This is a genomic window from uncultured Kocuria sp. (genome assembly GCF_947500125.1).
Taxonomy (GTDB): domain Bacteria; phylum Actinomycetota; class Actinomycetes; order Actinomycetales; family Micrococcaceae; genus Kocuria.
This window is the reverse complement of sequence record NZ_CANMRA010000034.1, coordinates 21923-36392: the sequence shown is the minus strand read 5'-3', so window position 1 is coordinate 36392 and position 14470 is coordinate 21923. Positions and strand designations below refer to the sequence as shown.

Here is a 14470-nt window from a genome sequence, read left to right as displayed (position 1 = left end):
CGGCCACGACGGCAACGGCACCCAGGGCAACGGCGGCCAGGGCAGCGACGGCACCACCCCCGGCAACGGCCACGACGGCAACGGCACCCAGGGCAACGGCGGCCAGGGCAGCGACGGCACCACCCCCGGCAACGGCCACGACGACGACGGCCACGGCAGCGACGACGGCACCATCCCAGGGCACACCGACGACACCAAGAGCGGCGACCTCGCTCCCACTCCGGTGTCGCCGGACCGGACGCCCGGCACTCCGTCCTTGGGGCAGACTCCCGCTCCGCCCTCGACGTCCCCGGGCGTCCACGGTCCCGAGCCGCTGGCGCCGCGGACGGTCGACGTCGTAGCCCTGCCGGACGTGTCCGTCCTGCGCACGGGGCCGGACCGTGCGCCCGTGGTCGGGTCCGAGCGCCCGGTCGCCGCCGCGCGCACGTCCGCGACCGATGCCACGGTGGTGTCCCCTGCGGCTGCCGCGGGGGCCCCCACGCAGACACCGCCGGAGGAGGGAACCGGGGTCGCCGCCTCCGGGGCGCCCGCGAGCACGCCGGCGATGCCGCAGTCCTTGGCCTACACCGGCGTCGGGAGCGGCGTCCTGACCGCGGGTGGTCTCGGCGCGCTGCTGCTCTCCCTGGGTGCGGTCCTGCGCCTCAAGCGCGTCTGAGGCGGCGGCACCCGTGCGCCGAGCCGCCGCGACCACCTCCCTGCGCCGTCCGGGCACACGCAGCCGGAGCGGAGGCCGGACAGCCGCGGAGCGCCGGCGCACCGCCGGACCGGTCCTGCTGATGGTGCTGGGACTGACGCTCCTGCTGGTTCCGGCGTGGCACCTGTGGTGGTCCGATCTCGCCGCGGGACGGGCTCAGGAACATGCGGTGGCCCGGATGAGCGACCGGCTCGATCAGGTGCGCTCCGCGGAGGTCCCGGCCGCCGAGGGCGTGGGCGAAGGACCACCTCCGGTGACGGCCCGCCCGCCGCAGGGAGAACTGATCGGCATCGTCTACGTGCCACGGTTCGGCCGGGACTACGCCCGGCCCGTTGCGGAAGGGGCGGATCCCGATGTGCTGGACACCCTCGGACTGGGTCACTATCCGTCCACGGCGATGCCCGGAGAGCTCGGCAACGTCGCGATCGCCGGCCACCGGCAGTCCAACGGAAAGGCGCTGGACCTCGTCCACACCCTGCGGCCGGGCGACCACATCCACGTGCGCACGGCCGAGGCGTACTACACCTACACCTATCGCGGCAGCGAGGTCGTGGCCCCGGACGAGACGCGCGTGCTGGCCCCGGACCCCGACGCCCCGACCGCGGACCCGACCGAGCGGATCCTCACGCTGACGACATGCCATCCGCGCTACGGAGCCACCGAGCGGTTCGTCGGCCGTGCCGTGCTGACGTCCTGGCGACCTGCGTCGTCCGGCCCGCCGGCCGAGATCGCCGCAGCGGTGGCCGCCACCGGCCGCACCTGAGGCCGGCGCACCGACGCGAGGTGGTGGGCGGCCCCGCCGTCGTCAGGCGGTCTGCGTGACCTCGACCTGGACCTGGAGCCCCGAGGTGCCTCCGCCACCGGTGACCATGCCCTTCAGCGGAGTGACGTCGGTGTAGTCGCGGCCGCGGGCCACCGTGACGTGGAAGTCGGTGAGCTGCGTGTGGTTGGTGGGGTCGTAGGCGTACCAGCGGTCGTTCCACCACTCGACCCACGCGTGGGACTCCCCCGGCACGGTCGCGCCGATGCCCGCCTCGTAGTCCGGGTGCAGGTAGCCGGAGACGTACCGGGCGGGGATGCCGATGTGCCGCATCATGCCCAGAGCCACGTGCGCGAGGTCCTGGCACACGCCCTTGGCCTCCCGCCAGGCGGCCTCCGCGTCGGTGTGGACGCCGGTGACCCCCGGCACGTACTGCATGTGCGTCGCGATGCCGCTGAAGATCGCGGCCGCCGCGGCGGCCGGATCGGCCGACTCACGGCGGATCTCCTCGGCGACCTTCTCGAGCTCGGGCCCGAGCCGGGTGAGCGGGGTCTGGGGGACGAAGTCGGAGACCGCGTCCAGGACCTCGGGGGTCGCCAGCTCCTCCCAGCTCAGCCCGTCGGCGACCTCGTCGCCGGGGTGCCGGTGCACCTCCACCGTGGCCGAGGAGCGGACCTCCAGGTGCCGGTGCCGTCCCTGGATGTCGAAGGCCGCGACCCGGGTGCCCCAGTAGTCCCGGTAGTTGCTGACCGTGGCGATCCCCGGGCTGAGCGTGAGCTCCGCCTCGAGCACGACCTGCTCGTCGTCGGAGAGGGGCGTCATCCGGGCCTCGTTGTAGGACTTCGAGACGTTGTCGTTGTAGTCGTAGCGGGTGACGTGGTCGATCTTCAGCCGGGTCACAGCATGCCTCCGAACCAGGACGCCTCGACGGCGTGCGAGAAGTACTTGGAGCTCACGGCCTCCGACGCGTTGGCGCACGCGGCCTGGACGTTGTTCAGGTGCTCGGGCAGCACGGCGATGAGATCCAGAGCGTGGTGGAACTCCAGGGACGTGCGGGCCTCGCCGATGATGCGGCGCGCGTCGTCCTTGAACCCGACCCGCTGCAGACCGGGCTCCAGGCCCACGAGGATCTCCTCCGCCGTGGTGAGGGCGTGCAGGATCGAGCGCGGGAAGAGCCGGTCCAGGAGCAGGAACTCGGTCGCGGACTCGTCGCTGAACGTGCCGTACCGGGTGCGCAGGAAGGCCTCGTAGCCGCCGGCGCAGTGCAGGATCGACACCCACGACATGCCGGACGTGGACGTCGACCGGGTCCACAGCAGCCGGGACGTCATGTCCGCCCGCTCGATCGCCGCGCCCAGGGACAGGAACATCCAGGACTCGTCGTGGGACATGGTCATCTGGATCTGTCCGCGCACGGTCGCCATCCGCTCGATGGTCCAGTGGCAGACCCGGAAGGTGCCGACGACGTCGCGGCGGTGCTGGCCCAGACCGTAGTAGGTGGAGTTGAGCGACTCCCACATGGCCGAGGACACGGTCTCCCGGGCGCGGCGGGCGTTCTCGCGGGCGGCGTGCAGGGAGCCCGAGATGGAGGTTAGGCAGTCCTTGTTCCAGGCGAGCTCGTGGATCATCGACCGGACGCTGTAGTCGCCGTCCCCGGGCTCCACGCCCATCACCGCCATGATGCGGCGCACCTCGGCCTCCTGCTCGCCCACGGGCAGCTGGGTGATGCGCTCGAGGTGCACGTCGAGGATCCGGGCCACTCCGTCGGCCCGCTCGACGTAGCGGCCGATCCAGAACAGGGACTCGGCAATACGGCTCAGCATGTGGGCCCCTCTCCGGTGCGGGTCGCGGTGGTGGAAGCGGTGGTGGATGCGGCCGTGGGCGCGGCGGTCGTCCCGGAGGCGCCCGGACGGGCCACGTCCTGCTGCTGCTGCTGCTGTTGCTGCTGTTGCTGCTGTTGCTGGCCACTGTCGCCCTCGTCCTGCCAGGACGCGGAGACCGGCCACGTGTGCACCGAGGAGTCGACGTCCGGGGGCGGGGCCTGGCCGGGGTCGAGGTCCTGGGTCTGCGGCTGTCCGAGCACCCAGGTGTCCTTGGAGCCGCCGCCCTGCGAGGAGTTGACGATCAGCGAGCCCTTCTGCATGGCCACCCGGGTCAGTCCCCCGGGCAGCACGTAGACCTCGTCGCCGCTGTTCACCGCGAAGGGCCGCAGGTCCACGTGCCGGGGACTGAACTCGCCCTCCGCGAACGTCGGAACGGTGGACAGCTGCAGCACCGGCTGCGCGATCCACCCGCGCGGGTCGGCGAGCACCTTCGCGCGCAGCTCCTCGAGCTCGGCCTCGGTGGCCTGGGGGCCGATCACCAGGCCCTTGCCGCCGGACCCGTCCACGGGCTTGACCACCAGCTCGTCCAGGTGCTCCAGGACCCAGGCGCGGGCCTCGTCCTCCTCCAGCCGGTAGGTGTCCACGTTGGGCAGCACCGGCTCCTCGTCGAGGTAGTACCGGATGAGGTCGGGGACGTAGGAGTAGGTGAGCTTGTCGTCGGCCACGCCGTTGCCGATCGCGTTGGCGATGGTCACGTTCCCGGCCCGGGCCGCGTTGACCAGCCCGGAGCAGCCGAGCGCGGAGTCCGAGCGGAAGTGCAGCGGGTCGACGAACTCGTCGTCGATCCGCTTGTAGATCACGTCCACGCGCTGCTCGCCGTCGGTGGTGCGCATGTAGACCTTGTCGCCGCGGACCACGAGGTCCCGGCCCTCCACGAGCTCCACCCCCATGAGCCCGGCCAGCAGGGTGTGCTCGAAGTAGGCCGAGTTGAACACGCCCGGGGTCAGGACCACCACGGTGGGGTCCTCCGCGGCCTCCGGGGCCGTCGCGCGCAGCGCCTTGTAGAGGTGCCGCGGATAGGCCTCCACGGCGCGGATGGGCTGCGACATGAACGCCTCCGGCAGGCCCTTGGTCATGGCCCGCCGGTTCTCGATCACGTAGGAGACCCCCGAGGGCACGCGCACGTTGTCCTCGAGGACCCGGAACACCCCCGCCTGGTCCCGGATCACGTCGATGCCCGCCACGTGGATCCGGACGCCGCCCGCGGGCCGGAAGCCCCACACGGCCCGGTGGAAGTGGGCGGAGGAGGTGATCAGCGCCTTCGGCACGATCCCGTCGGCCACGACCCGCTGCTCCCCGTAGACGTCGTCGAGGAAGCACTCCAGGGCCCGGACCCGCTGCTTGACGCCGCGCTCGATGACGTCCCACTCACCGGCGGTGATCACGCGCGGCACGATGTCCAGCGGGAAGGGGCGCTCCTCCCCCGCGAAGTCGAAGGTCACCCCCCGGTCGAGGAAGGACCGGGCCATGGAGTCGGCGCGGGTGTTGACGTCGCTGAGCGAGAGGTCGTCCAGGACCCCGCCGACCTGGTCGTAGCCGGGCCGGACCCTCTGGTCGGCCGTGAACATCTCGTCGTAGGCCGCCGCCACGGCCATGTCGGTGGCGTAGTTCTCGAACAGGTCGGACATGTCGGGCGATCACATGCCTTTCGGGGTCGTGGCGGGCAGTACGTGCAGTATGGACGCGCCGTATTTCGCAGCGGTAACCCGGGTGCCGAGGTCCCTCCCGATTGTGCCACGCGCGGTGCACCGGACGCCCGGAGGACGTGCCCCTACGATGGGAGGGCGTGTCCGCCCGGAGGCGGGCCCGCGGCCGCTTCCACCGGTGCGACGCGGCGGACCCGACGGAAGGACACGATGGACGCCCCGGACCCCCAGCACCGTGTCACGGTGGTCGTGGCCACCCGCAACCGCCGGGAGGAGCTCGTGGCGCACCTGGGCCGGCACGAGGGACCCGTCGTCGTCGTGGACAACGCCTCCACGGACGGCTCCGCGGAGGCGGTGCGCGCCGCCCACCCCCACGTGCAGGTGGTGGAGCTGCCCCGCAACGTCGGGGCCGTGGCCCGGACCGTCGGCGTGCGGCGCGCCCGCACGCCCTACGTGGCCTTCGCCGACGACGACTCGTGGTGGGCCCCCGGCGCGCTCGCGCGCGCCGCGGCCGTCTTCGACGCCCATCCCCGGCTGGGCCTGATCGCCGGGTCCATCGCCGTGGGCCCCGAGGAGCGCCCGGATCCGCTCAACGCCGTGCTGGCCGCGTCCCCGCTGGGCATCCCGACCGGCTCCCCCGGCCCGGCCCTGCTCGGCTTCGTGGGCTGCGGGGCGATCGTGCGCCGCTCGGCGTTCCTGGCGGCCGGCGGTTTCGACGCCGTCGTGCGCTTCCCCGGTGAGGAGGAGCGCCTCGCCCTCGACCTGTTCGACGCCGGGTGGCGGCTGTCCTACGTGCCGGAGATCCGGGCCCACCACCACCCCTCGCCGCGGCGGGGGACGGACGAGCGCCGGCAGACCGGGCTGGTGCGCAGCCGCCTGCTCACCGCGCTCCTGCGCCGGCCCTGGCGGATCGTGGCCCACGAAGCCCTGGGCGCCCTGCGCGGCGGCCGCACGGGGCGCCGCGGTCTGCTCGGCGCCCTCCCCCGGGTGCCGGCCGCGCTGCGCGTCCGGCGCCGGGTGTCCCCGACCACGGAGGCCGCGCTCGCGCTGCTGCGCGGCTCCGCCCCCACCGACCCCACCGACCCCACCGCACCGGAGGAGAGCCCGTGACCGAGTCCGCCCCCACCCCCGAGCCCGGTCCCGACGGGCGCGTCGCGGTCGTGATGATCACCCACAACCGCCGGGACGAGGCCCTGCTGGCCCTGGCCCGGCTGCGGGAGCTCCCCGAACGACCGCACGTGGTGGTCGTCGACAACGGCTCCGCGGACGGCACCGCCGACGCGATCCGCGAGCGGCACCCCTGGGCGGAGCTCGTCGCGAGCCCCGTCAACCTCGGCGCCGTGGGCCGCAACGTCGCCCTGGAGCGCGTGAGCACACCGTTCGTGGCCTTCTGCGACGACGACACCTGGTGGGAGCCCGGGTCCCTGCGCCGGGCGGCCGACGCGCTGGAGGCCCATCCCCAGCTGGGCGTGGTCACAGGCAGGATCCTGGTGGAGCCCGGGTCCCGGGAGGACGCGATCAACGCGGAGCTGCTGCATTCGCCCGTCGAGGGCCCCGCCTGGATGCCCGGGCCCGCCCTGGGCAGCTTCCTCGCGGGGGCGTCCGTGGTCCGCCGGACCGCGTTCCTCGAGGTGGGCGGGTTCAGCGAGCGGCTGTGGCTCGGCGGCGAGGAGGAACTGCTGGCCGCGGATCTGGCGACCGCGGGCTGGGAGCTCGTGCACCTGCCCGACGTCGTGGTCCACCACCAGGCCTCCACGGTCCGGGACCCGCACCTGCGGCGCCGGCACGGACTGCGCAACACGCTGTGGTTCATCTGGCTGCGCCGGCCGCTGCGCGCGGCCCTGCGCCGGACCCGGGACGTGGTCGGCGCCGCCCCGCGGGACCGGGTCACGGCACTGGCCCTGCTCGACGCCCTGCGCGGGGCGCCGTGGGTGCTGCGCGAGCGGCGGACCCTGCCCGAGCACGTCGAGCGGCGGTTCCTGGCGCTGGAGGAGTCGCAGCGCAGCAGCGCCGCCCGGCGCTACGTCAGCTGACCCGTCCCCGGTCGGCCGGCGTCCCGGCCGCTCAGCGGGAGCGCACGGCGGCGCCGGACCGCGAGAGGTCGGCGCCCGCGCGGAACCACTCGACCGTGTGCGCCAGCCCCTCCGTCCACGGGACCTCCGGGGCCCAGCCGAGGACCTCGGTCGCGAGCGTGGTGTCGGGGCGCCGCACCATGGGGTCGTCGACGGGGCGCTCGACGAACTCCAGCCCCGAGGAGGAGCCGGTCGCCGCGATGACGTCGCGGGCGATCTGCAGCACGGACAGCTCGTGCGGGTTGCCGATGTTCATGGGGCCGCTGTGCCCGCTGTCGGCCAGGGCCAGGATGCCGCGCACGAGGTCGGAGACGTAGCAGACGGAGCGCGTCTGCGCGCCGTCCCCGGCCACGGTGAGGGGCTCCCCGGCCAGGGCCTGGCGGATGAACGTGGGGATCGCGCGCCCGTCGAAGGGCCGCATCCGGGGGCCGAAGGTGTTGAAGATCCGCACGATCGCCGTGTCCACCCCGTGCTCGGCGCGGTAGGCGACCGTCAGGGCCTCGGCGAAGCGCTTGGCCTCGTCGTAGACCCCCCGCGGGCCCACCGGGTTGACGTGGCCCCAGTAGCTCTCCGGCTGCGGGTGGACCTGCGGGTCGCCGTACACCTCGGAGGTGGAGGCCAGCACGAACCGCGCGCCCTTGTCCTTGGCCAGGCCCAGGGCGTGGTGGGTGCCGATCGAGCCGACCTTCAGGGTGTGGATGGGCAGCTTCAGGTAGTCGATCGGGGACGCCGGGGACGCGAAGTGCAGGACGAGGTCCACGTCCCCGGGCACGTGCACGTAGTCGGTGACGTCGCACTGGACGAGCCGGAAGCCGGGGTCGCCCACGAGGTGCTCGATGTTGGCCGCCGAGCCGGTGAGGAAGTTGTCGAGGCACACCACCTCCACCTCCCGGCGGCGCAGCTCGGTGCACAGGTGGCTCCCCAGGAAGCCGGTCCCGCCGGTGACGACGGCGCGGCGGATCGGGCGGGCCGTGCTCGCTGAGGTGGTCGCGTCGGTCGTGGGGTTCACGGTGCTCCTCTGGTTCGAAGGACGGAGATCGAAGGACAGGGATCGAAGGCTCGGGGATCGAGGGATCGGGGCCGGTCGGGGTCAGGTGCGGGCGGCGTCCAGCTGGGCGCGGGCCGCGGCCAGGACCTCGGCCGGGGTGACGGCGGCCAGGCGCTCGTCGAGCCGGTCCGCGTGGGGGTCGCCCCATGCCCGCGCGGCCGGGTCGCCGTGCCACAGCACGGTGTGCAGCTCGGGGTCCACGGCGGGCCCCCACCAGGCGGGCGGTGTGGGGCCGAAGAGCACCACGGAGCGCACCGCCAGGGCGGTGGCCACGTGGGCCACGCCGGTGTCGGCGCTGAGCACCACGGAGGCCGCACCGACGGTGCGGGCCAGCCCGTCCAGGTCCAGGGCGCCGCACCGGTCCTGCGCGGCGTCGATCCCGGCCACGACGGCGGCGGCGAGCTCCGCCTCGGCCGGGGAGCCGGTCACCACGATCCGGTGCCCGTCCGCGGCCAGGGCCCCGGCGACCTCCCGCCAGCGCTCGGCGGGCCAGCGCCGCGCGGCGGAGGCGGCGCCCGGGTGGATCAGCACGGGAGCGTCCCCCGGCGCGGGACGGTGGGCGCGCAGGCGCAGGTCCTCGGGGCCGCACGGGCCACCGGCCTCGTCCACCAGCCGGCACCAGCGCCGCACCTCGTGCTCGTCCGCCCGCCACGGCGGGCCGTCGTGAGCGGCCTCCGGGGCGGCGAAGCCGATGAGCCGCTCGGGCCGGGAGGCCAGGAGCAGCTCGTGGCTGAGCGGCCCGCGCCCGTGCAGGTTCACGGCCACGTGCCCGCCGGGGGTGGGCGGCAGCGGCACGAGCCCGGGGAGCGGGAGCACGCCGTCGACCACGCCGAGCCCGGCCAGCCAGGACCCCACCGCGGACGGGGCGGCGAGCACGATCCGGTGGTCGGGCAGCATCCGGCGCAGGCCCCGCAGGGGGGCCACGGCCGTCAGGGCGTCCCCGAGTCCCAGCGCCCGCAGCACGAGCACGTCCCCCGGGCCGATGCTCGCGGGGTCCACGGCCCGCCGGCCCGGCGCGGTCCCGGCCGTGGGAAAAGCAGCGGGGGCAGCGGTGGAGGCGGCCGGCTCAGCGCTCACGGCCGGCCCTCTGCAGGATCGCGGTGGTCGAGCGCCCCGACAGGTACGGCAGCACCGTGACGCGGCCGCCCCAGCCGCGCACGTCGACGGCCTCGGGCAGCTGCTCGGGCGTGTAGTCCCCGCCCTTGACCCACACGTCGGGGCGGAGGAGGTTCAGGGCCGCGCGCGGGTCGTCCTCGTCGAAGAGGACGACCGCGTCGACGCTGCGCAGGGCCCCGAGCACGCGGGCGCGGTCGGCCTCGCCGACCACGGGCCGGCCCGGGCCCTTGAGCCGGCGCACGGAGTCGTCCGAGTTCAGGAGCACCACGAGGGCGTCGCCGAGCCGCCGCGCGGCGTCGAGGGAGGCGATGTGGCCGGCGTGCAGGACGTCGAAGCAGCCACCGGTGGCCACCACGGTCCCGCCGCGCCCGCGCACCTCGCCCAGCAGCTCCTGCACCTCGCGGGGCAGCCGCTCGGCACCCGGGTGCAGGGCCGGGCGGGCGTGGACGCCGGCGGCGCGCCGCGTGCGATAGGTGGCCGCGCCGCCCGCGGCGACCCACTGGCCCGCCGCCTCGACGGCGGTCTCCACGGCGGCCGTCACGTCCGCGCCGCCGCCGAGGGCGAGGGCCGCCGCGGAGGCGAACCGGTCCCCGGCCCCGCAGGGGTCGGTGTTCTGCACGGGCGCCGCGGGAACCAGTGCGGTCCCGGTGGTCGTCGCCAGGTAGGCCCCGTCCGCACCGGCCGTGACGGCCACGGCGCGGGCGCCCCAGTGCCGGCGCAGCACGCCCGCGAGCTCCCGGGGGGACCCGGGGCCGGATCCCTCGAGGGTTGCGGCCGCCTCGGCGGCGTTCGGGGTGACGAGCGTGCACCCGGGCACGGGGGCGCCGCCGCGCGGGTGGGGGTCCCACACCACCACGCCGGTGCGGGCGTGGTCCTCGAGGGCGGCGCGCACGGCGGGGTCGCGGGTGACGCCTCCCCCGTAGTCGGAGACCAGGACGGCGTCCGCCCCGGCCAGGACGGCGGCCACCTGCTCGGTGGTGACGCCCACCGGGGTGCCGGGCCCGCCCTCGTCCACGCGCACGAGGGTCTGGCCCGAGCTGCGGACGCGGGTCTTGGTGCGGGTCCCGCCCTCGTGCCCCAGGCGCTCCAGGGCCACCTCGCCGAGCGAGCCGGCCAGCTCCCGTCCGGCGGCGTCGTCCGCGGCCGGGGCCAGGAGGGTCACGGCGACCGCCGTCGGCCCGGCGCCGACGGACGGCGGCTCCGCGCACAGCAGCGCCGCCAGGCCCGCCCCGCCGGGGCTGGCGAACACGGCGTCGACGTCCACCACGGGGACCGGCGCGTCGGGGCTCAGGCGGGTCGAGGTGCCGGAGACGTCCCGGTCCAGCAGGGCGTCGCCCACCACGACGATGCGCGGGGCGCTCATGCGACCCCCGCCCGCACGGCCGTCCTGGCCGGTCTGTCGGCCTCGGCCGGCGTCACGGGCCCGGCGGGCGGCGCGAGCCGGGCGTCCACGGCGGCGCAGATCGCGTGCAGCAGCATGAGGTGGACCTCCTGGATCACCGAGGTGCTGGGCGCGGCGACGGTCAGGGACTCGTCCGCCCGCTCGGTCAGCGGATTGGGGCCGGGGCCGGTGAGCGCCCAGACGTGCAGGCCGTGCTCCCGCGCCCGGTCGGCCGCGGCCAGCACGTTCGGGCTGCGGCCGCTGGTGGAGAGCACCACGAGCACGTCGCCGGCCCGGCCGTGGGCCTGGACCTGGCGGGCGAAGACCTCCTCCACGCCGTAGTCGTTGACGATGGCCGTGAGGCTCGAGGTCTCCGCGGACAGGCACACGGCGGACAGCGGCCGCCGGTCGTCGACGAAGCGGCCGACGAGCTCCGCGGTGAAGTGCTGGGCCTCCGCGGCGCTGCCGCCGTTGCCCACGGCGAGCACGCGCCCGCCGTCCGTGAGCAGCCCGGCCAGGCGTGCGCCCCACCGGTCCACGACGTCGGCGTGCTGGGCGGCGTCCCGGGCGGCGACCGTCAGCTCGTCCAGGTGGGCGCCGAGCCAGCGCTCGGTCTGCCCGACCAACGGGGGGTGCTCCCGGCGGTGCCGGGCGACGACGCGGGCGTAGGAGCGCTCCGTCTCCTGGGCCACGCGCCGCCAGCCGAAGAGCCGCTCCACGCGCTCGCGCCCGGCACGTCCCATGCGGGCCGCCAGAGCGGGGTCCTCGAGGAGGGTGCCCAGGGCGGCCGCGGTCGCGGAGACGTCCCGCGGGGGGACGTGCAGACCGGTCACGCCGTGCTCGATGCTGTCGAGCAGGCCGCCGACGGCGCTGCCCACCACGGGGCGGGCGCACGCCATCGCCTCGAGCGGGACCATGCCGAACGGCTCGTACCAGGGGGTGCAGGCGACGACGTCCGCGGTGGCGAGCAGCGCGGCGGCGTCGTCGTGGTCCACTCGGCCGAGCAGCTCCACACGGTCCGCCACGCCGAGCTCCCGGGCCAGCGCCCGCAGCCGCAGGGCCTCGGGATCGCGGTCCAGCTCGGCGCGGTCGGGACCGCCCGCCACGACGAGCTCCGCGCCGGGCAGCTCGGCGAGGGCGCGCACGACGACGTCCACGCCCTTGCGCTCCACGAGCCGGCCGAGCGCCACGATCCGGGGCCGCCGGCCGGCGGCGGGAGGCGGGGCGGGGACGAAGGCGTCGAGGTCCACGCCGCACGGGACCACGTCGATCCGCGACGGGTCCCCGCCGAGGGCCAGGAGCTCGGCCCGCTCGTCGCGGCAGGTGGCCAGCACGAGGTCGGCCGCCGCGACGAGCTCGTTCTCGGCCGCGAGCCGGCCGGTGGGGCTGGTGTCGGCGGCGCCCTGGTGCCGGCGCTTGACGGCTCCGAGCGCGTGGAAGGTCTGCACCACGGGGATCTGCATCGTCCCGGCGGCGCGGCGCGCCGCGATCCCGGACATCCAGAAGTGGGCGTGCACGAGGTCGGGGACCCCGTCCCGGGCCCAGTCGCGCGCGAGCCAGCGGCCGAACTCGTCCATGTACGGGGCGAGGTCGTCCTTGGGCAGGACGCTCGGGGGCCCCGCGGGGACGTGGACCACGCGGGCCCCGGGGGCGAGCTCGACCACGTCGGGGAGCCCGGCGTCGTCGCGGCGCGTGTACACGACCACATCGTGGCCCAGGCGGGCGAGGCCCGCCGCGAGGGCGGCCACGTAGACGTTCTGCCCGCCGGCGTCGACCCCGCCGAGGGCGGCCAGCGGACTGGCGTGCTCGGAGACCATTGCGATTCTCATGCCGTCACCTTCTCCAGGATGCGGTCCCACTCCGCGAGGAAGCGGTCCGCGCCGTAGTGTCTCAGGGCGTGCTCGCGGGCGGCGGTGCCCGCGGCGGCCGCCGCGTCGGGGTCGTCCAGCCAGTGCCGGGCCTGGGCGGCCAGGGCCTCCGGATCGTTGGAGAGCAGCCCGGCCCCGGGCGGCACCGCCCGCGGCGCCTCGGTGGTCGAGAGCCCGAGCACCGGCATCCCGATGGTCATGGCCTCCAGCAGGGCGAGACCCAGGCTCGTCCACCGGTAGGGGTGGAAGTAGGCCCGGTGCGCCCCGAGCGCGGCGTGCAGCTGCTCCTGAGGGTAGTTCTCGTGCAGCCGGCCGGCCATGTGCGGCGCGTGCTCCGCCAGGCGGTCCATCCCCATGCCGTAGACGTCCACGGGGAGGTCCTCGGCCATGGCGGTCAGCAGGTCGGTGCCCGCGATCCGGCCGCGCCGGACGGGCTCGTTGACCACGGCGGCCAGGCTGGCCGTGCGCCCGGTGTAGAGGGGTCCCGGGTCGAGGACGCCGTGCTCCACGACCTCGGTGGGCGCGTCCCCGGTGTCCCACATGATCCGGTTGAAGTGCGTCACGTGCACCACCGGCACGTCGGAGCGCTCGGCCAGGGGGTGGCGGGTGGCCACGGCGGGCCCGCGCGGGGTGTCGTGCTCCACGTAGACCGCCGGGACGTCGGTCCCCGCCCGGCGTCCGGTCCACCGCTCGAGCAGCTCGAGCTCGTGGGGGCGCTGCAGGAGGACCACGTCGAACTCGGCGTCGGCCAGCTCCTCGGGCGTGCGCTCGACGGCCGCGGCCGGCCAGTCCCAGGTCTCGGCGCGTCCCCGGCCGTCGGGGCCGCGGTCGGGGACGACGGGCAGCAGGTAGGTGTGGGGGCCGTGCACGAACGATGTCGTCCACGACCCGTGGACGTGCCAGGTCAGGATGCGCACCCGGGTCCTCCTTGCGGTTCGGGAACAGTGGCGGCCCTCCCCCGGGCGCCGCCCGTCAGCTGCTCGACGGCCGCGAGGACGGTCGCCGGGGACACGGAGGACAGGCACGGGTGGCCGGGAACGGGGCAGTCGCGGGCGCGGGAGCCGCGGCAGTCCGCGCCCTGGTCCCCGAGCAGCACGACGGGCACGCCGTAGGGCGCCCACCGCTCGGGCGGCACCACCGGGGAGAAGAGGGACACGACCGGGGTGCCCACGGCGGCGGCCAGGTGGGCGGGGCCGGTGTTGCCCACGACGACGCACGCGGCGGCGTCCAGCACGGCGGCCAGGCCCGGCAGGTCGGTCCGGCCGGCGAGGTCCAGCACCGTGCCGCGGGGCGTCGCGGCACAGGCCGCGGCGCGGGTCGCGGCGGTGAGCTCGCACTCCCCCGGCCCGCCGGTGAGGACGACGGCGCGCCCGGCGGCCGCGAGCTCCGCCGCGAGGCTCCCGGCGTGCTCGGCGGTGAGCCCGCGCGAGGGCACGGAGGCTCCCGGGTGCAGGACCACGTAGTCCGGGGGAAGCGCCGCCACCTCCGCGGGCACGGGCGGCAGCGGACGGCGCACGGCCAGGCGCAGGTCCGCAGGACGCGGGGCGCCGGCCGCGACCGCGACCTCCACGGCCGCCTCGACCTCGTGGCCGCCGCCGGGCGGGTCCGCGCGCCGGTGCCGGACGTCCAGCAGCGATCCGGGGTAGTCCTCGCTCGTGGCCACCACGCGGTCGATCCCGGCGAGCCGGGCCAGCAGCGCCATGGGCAGGGAGCTCTGGTGGAAGGACGTGAAGACCACGGCGAGGTCGTAGCCGCGGGCGGCGAGGCCGTCGACCAGCTCCGTGGTCGCCTCCCGGTCCACGGGAGGGGGCCGGAAGCCCGACCACGGCGCCGAGTACTCGAGGACGTCGGCCACGTCCGGCAGCAGCCGCGCGGCGGCGGCGCCGGCCGGGGAGGCCAGCAGGTCCACCGGGTTCCCGGTCCGGGCCAGGGCCCGGACCGCGGGCCCGGTCAGCAGGACGTCCCCGTCCGAGTCGAGGCGGACGGCGAGGATGCGGCCCAT

The 14470-nt window shown here is 75.8% G+C and carries 12 protein-coding genes and 1 pseudogene; 4 read left to right on the top strand and 9 right to left on the bottom strand.

What is annotated here, in order from left to right; all coding sequences use genetic code 11:
- Together Q0817_RS17240 and Q0817_RS17235 are read left to right on the top strand one after the other, a co-directional pair.
- A pseudogene (locus tag Q0817_RS17240) lies at window positions 1–655 on the top strand (hypothetical protein); the annotation flags it as partial.
- A 13-nt stretch (window positions 656–668) separates the two neighbouring features.
- Window positions 669–1457 (top strand): class E sortase, encoded by a 789-nt coding sequence (locus Q0817_RS17235; RefSeq protein ID WP_298591093.1) that lies wholly within the window; start codon window positions 669–671, stop codon window positions 1455–1457.
- Between the two features lie 42 nt (window positions 1458–1499).
- On the opposite strand, the gene Q0817_RS17230 is transcribed toward Q0817_RS17235, so the two are convergent.
- From Q0817_RS17230 to Q0817_RS17220, 3 genes are read right to left on the bottom strand one after another with little or no spacing between them, the layout of a single operon-like run.
- A complete protein-coding gene (locus tag Q0817_RS17230; protein WP_298591091.1) occupies window positions 1500–2354 on the bottom strand; it encodes a transglutaminase family protein in 855 nt (284 codons plus the stop codon).
- A complete protein-coding gene (locus tag Q0817_RS17225) occupies window positions 2351–3277 on the bottom strand; it encodes an alpha-E domain-containing protein (RefSeq protein WP_298591089.1) in 927 nt (308 codons plus the stop codon). The genes Q0817_RS17230 and Q0817_RS17225 overlap by 4 nt, the downstream gene beginning before the upstream one ends.
- Complete coding sequence (locus tag Q0817_RS17220; protein WP_298591087.1) at window positions 3271–4965, bottom strand: circularly permuted type 2 ATP-grasp protein; 1695 nt, start codon at window positions 4963–4965, stop codon at window positions 3271–3273. Before Q0817_RS17220 ends, Q0817_RS17225 begins: the two co-directional genes overlap by 7 nt.
- A 228-nt stretch (window positions 4966–5193) precedes the next feature.
- Here Q0817_RS17220 and Q0817_RS17215 point away from each other — a divergent pair, with 228 nt between their 5' ends.
- Together Q0817_RS17215 and Q0817_RS17210 are read left to right on the top strand one after the other, a co-directional pair.
- The gene (locus Q0817_RS17215) at window positions 5194–6093 is read left to right on the top strand and encodes a glycosyltransferase family 2 protein (protein ID WP_298591085.1); all 900 of its coding nucleotides are present in this window, start codon (window positions 5194–5196) and stop codon (window positions 6091–6093) included.
- A complete protein-coding gene (locus tag Q0817_RS17210) occupies window positions 6090–7016 on the top strand; it encodes a glycosyltransferase family 2 protein (protein ID WP_298591083.1) in 927 nt (308 codons plus the stop codon). Before Q0817_RS17215 ends, Q0817_RS17210 begins: the two co-directional genes overlap by 4 nt.
- Window positions 7017–7047: 31 nt before the next feature.
- Here the strand turns inward: Q0817_RS17210 and Q0817_RS17205 are convergent, their stop codons facing one another.
- The 6 genes from Q0817_RS17205 to Q0817_RS17180 all read right to left on the bottom strand — a co-directional run bounded on the left by Q0817_RS17205 (window position 7048) and on the right by Q0817_RS17180 (window position 14470).
- Entirely contained in the window at window positions 7048–8064 is a 1017-nt protein-coding gene (locus tag Q0817_RS17205; protein WP_298591082.1) for a UDP-glucuronic acid decarboxylase family protein, read from the bottom strand.
- Between the two features lie 81 nt (window positions 8065–8145).
- Window positions 8146–9180 carry a glycosyltransferase family 9 protein gene (locus tag Q0817_RS17200; RefSeq protein WP_298591080.1) on the bottom strand — a complete coding sequence of 345 codons (1035 nt, stop codon included), beginning with the start codon at window positions 9178–9180 and terminating at the stop codon, window positions 8146–8148.
- Complete coding sequence (locus Q0817_RS17195) at window positions 9170–10582, bottom strand: PfkB family carbohydrate kinase (protein WP_298591078.1); 1413 nt, start codon at window positions 10580–10582, stop codon at window positions 9170–9172. Before Q0817_RS17195 ends, Q0817_RS17200 begins: the two co-directional genes overlap by 11 nt.
- A complete protein-coding gene (locus tag Q0817_RS17190) occupies window positions 10579–12429 on the bottom strand; it encodes a glycosyltransferase (RefSeq protein WP_298591076.1) in 1851 nt (616 codons plus the stop codon). Before Q0817_RS17190 ends, Q0817_RS17195 begins: the two co-directional genes overlap by 4 nt.
- Window positions 12426–13385, bottom strand: a complete 960-nt coding sequence (locus Q0817_RS17185; protein WP_298591075.1) for a glycosyltransferase — start codon at window positions 13383–13385, stop codon at window positions 12426–12428. Before Q0817_RS17185 ends, Q0817_RS17190 begins: the two co-directional genes overlap by 4 nt.
- A complete protein-coding gene (locus Q0817_RS17180; protein ID WP_298591073.1) occupies window positions 13373–14470 on the bottom strand; it encodes a glycosyltransferase family 9 protein in 1098 nt (365 codons plus the stop codon). The genes Q0817_RS17185 and Q0817_RS17180 overlap by 13 nt, the downstream gene beginning before the upstream one ends.

Bases quoted from the DNA above. Each gene is read 5' to 3' on its own strand.
- Q0817_RS17220 (WP_298591087.1), bottom strand. From the start codon at position 4,965: ATGTCCGACCTGTTCGAGAACTACGCCACCGACATGGCCGTGGCGGCG.
- Q0817_RS17180 (WP_298591073.1), bottom strand. From the start codon at position 14,470: ATGGGCCGCATCCTCGCCGTCCGCCTCGACTCGGACGGGGACGTCCTG.
- Q0817_RS17195 (WP_298591078.1), bottom strand. From the start codon at position 10,582: ATGAGCGCCCCGCGCATCGTCGTGGTGGGCGACGCCCTGCTGGACCGG.
- Q0817_RS17215 (WP_298591085.1), top strand. From the start codon at position 5,194: ATGGACGCCCCGGACCCCCAGCACCGTGTCACGGTGGTCGTGGCCACC.
- Q0817_RS17190 (WP_298591076.1), bottom strand. From the start codon at position 12,429: ATGAGAATCGCAATGGTCTCCGAGCACGCCAGTCCGCTGGCCGCCCTC.
- Q0817_RS17225 (WP_298591089.1), bottom strand. From the start codon at position 3,277: ATGCTGAGCCGTATTGCCGAGTCCCTGTTCTGGATCGGCCGCTACGTC.